Genomic DNA, 2,491 nt, shown 5'->3' with positions numbered 1-2,491 from the left:
CCCCCCCCCCCCCCCTGCCTTATCTTTGTAGGGTAATAAACAGTAGTTTTTGAGCATTTAATTAAATAATCATGAAGAAAAAGATTATTGGCGGTTTGGCTATATTGGCTATTGCCGCAGTTACGGTGTTGAATGTGAATTTGAGTTCGCAAAAGGAGTTATTGTCGGATATTTCGTTAGCTAATGTGGAAGCGTTGGCGCAGGGAGAATGGGGTGGATGGGATAATTTTTGGCAAGGACAAGGATTTTATAAAGACGAAAGGGAAGAACGAAGGCAATGCCCATCAAGCGAATCATATGGCGCATTTCTAGGAATCACTTATGATGGCATGACAATTGGTGCGAGTGGATCTTATACTCAAGAAAACCCCAGTTCCAGAGAGGAAATTATATGCCCGACTGGTAGCGATAATTGCACAGCGGTACCTTGTTGAAATGGCTTTGAGGAGTACTCGTTTCATAAAGAACGAGTATCTCCTGTTACATAATCCTTTGAATTACGAAAAAGCGAAAACTTATGCAAAAATATATTCTCCTGATATTGTCTATATGCTTCGTTTGTTGCGAAAATAAACAAGATAAAAATTCACGTTTTACAGAGAAACAAATTGCTTCACTACATCTTGATTCTACCAAAATATTAAAAGTAGAAACAGACTCTGTAACAACAATTAATTTGAATCCATTTCTTAAAAAGCAAGCTTTCGATTTTGGCTCCTTGATAGAGGAAGTCAAGCTTGTCGCCCTTGAAACTACAGATGAAAGTCTGGTTGATGATATATACAAAGTACTTGTTACAGAATCTAATATCTATATTTATGATGATTTCAAGGGAGGTGGTATAGTGATTTTTAATAGTGAAGGAAAATTCATAAAGAGAATATCCAACGGATCGGGGCCTGGTGAACTTGTCAGATTATACGATATGGATTTCGATAAGGAAAAAAATGAATTGATAGCTTACCAACACTCTTTTCTGTTGTTTTTTTCACCATCTGGAGAATTTATTCGACAGATGAGATTGCCTTTTGGGTTCTACAATTTCACAGTTACTTCTGATGGATATGTTTTTAAAGCGCTTGATGAACAGGGTAACGGTCATTTAGGCCTTTTAGAAGATTATACGCTGTTTGTAACCGACAAAAATTTTAAACTAAAATCAGTTGGTTTGCCTTGTGTCTCAAGTAATGTTAATTTAGGAGGATACAATTATTTGTATAATAATACTACGTCCTTACATGTAACTCAAAAATATACAGATACCATTTACCAATATGTAAATGAATCCAATCAATTGAAAGCCGAATATATATTAGATTACAGTAAAAAAAAACTACCTGAAATTTACCTGAAAGGTACTAAGGTTGAGTTTGATCATGCCACCAAACAGGATGATTACTACTTCTATTTAGGGCAATATCTTGAAACAGAATATCATCATATATTCTTCTTGGAAAATCGACATATAGTATCACAAACCGTAGTATATAGGGATAAAAAATCGGGAAATCTAAAAGGTGGTACAAGTGCAAATTTTAATTGGAACGAAATACCACCGATAGGATTTCCTAAAACGGCGTCGGGCGATTATTTTGTTTCGGTTCATCTAACAAACAAAAATGATACTTTATTGTCCAACAGTTCTGTTATCTCAGAAGAAGATAAACTAAAGATCAACAATTTGACCGAAGATGATAATCCTATCTTAGTATTCTTCAAACTGAAAGATTTTTGAGAATGAGAGGTAATACATTTCTAATCCTTATTATCATTTTGTTACTTGTAATTAATGCTTTCATATTCGTTCGTTTTTATCAATATAAAAAGCAGGCGCCGACTGGTGATGCTATTAGCTACGATCAAGAAAGTAACGAGGAGGACGAATTACATTCATACAAAGTAAATTTTACGACAAACATATTGAATAGTAATTTCCAGCTTGACAGTATCATGATTAAAGACCCTCTTAACAACATTATTCCGATGAAAGAGGCTTTTGGCTGCGAACAAAAACAAATGCTGGTATGCCGATTCTCGGAATTATATTGCGAGAGTTGTGTGGATTTCGCTTTGCAATTATTTCGTCATTGGACAGATTCGATTGGAGTAGAGAATGTATTATTTCTAGGCGCCTACAGGAATAATAGAATCTTTAACAGAACAAAACCTCTGTATGGCATTCAAAATATGAATGTTTACAACGTCTCCGAACTCAATATCCCCGTTGAAGAACGAGGTTATCCATATTATTTTATATTGAACTATGATTTAACAATATCCAATGTGTTTATTCCCGACAAAGCAACACCCTCAATTACAAACAATTATTTAAAAATGATAAATAAACGGTATTTTGCGAAAACCCCACCGAAATAAAAGTAGAAATAACGCCCGCCACCACCGGCTATTTCCAGAAAACAATCACCGTCTATTGCAACATTGAAAATAATTTTGTACACTTGTCAATCAAAGGAACGGTAAATAATTGAAA

Annotated in this window: 4 protein-coding genes; all 4 read left to right on the top strand. The window is 34.8% G+C overall.

Annotated elements, in window-relative coordinates; genetic code table 11:
* The first annotated feature begins 71 nt into the window (after positions 1–71).
* The 4 genes from ACYPWY_RS15995 to ACYPWY_RS15980 all read left to right on the top strand — a co-directional run bounded on the left by ACYPWY_RS15995 (position 72) and on the right by ACYPWY_RS15980 (position 2,489).
* Positions 72–434, top strand: coding sequence for an NVEALA domain-containing protein (locus ACYPWY_RS15995; protein WP_459686541.1), 363 nt, complete (start codon positions 72–74; stop codon positions 432–434).
* An 83-nt stretch (positions 435–517) separates the two neighbouring features.
* Positions 518–1,735, top strand: a complete 1,218-nt coding sequence (locus ACYPWY_RS15990) for a 6-bladed beta-propeller (RefSeq protein ID WP_459686540.1) — start codon at positions 518–520, stop codon at positions 1,733–1,735.
* A gap of 2 nt (positions 1,736–1,737) precedes the next feature.
* Positions 1,738–2,376 (top strand): hypothetical protein, encoded by a 639-nt coding sequence (locus ACYPWY_RS15985; RefSeq protein ID WP_459686539.1) that lies wholly within the window; start codon positions 1,738–1,740, stop codon positions 2,374–2,376.
* Positions 2,373–2,489 carry a DUF1573 domain-containing protein gene (locus ACYPWY_RS15980; protein ID WP_459686542.1) on the top strand — a complete coding sequence of 39 codons (117 nt, stop codon included), beginning with the start codon at positions 2,373–2,375 and terminating at the stop codon, positions 2,487–2,489. Before ACYPWY_RS15985 ends, ACYPWY_RS15980 begins: the two co-directional genes overlap by 4 nt.
* Positions 2,490–2,491 lie beyond the last annotated feature (2 nt).

The sequence above is a fragment of the Viscerimonas tarda genome (genome assembly GCF_054601255.1).
Note: the sequence above shows the minus strand (reverse complement) of the source record. Positions and strands in the feature narration are given on the sequence as shown.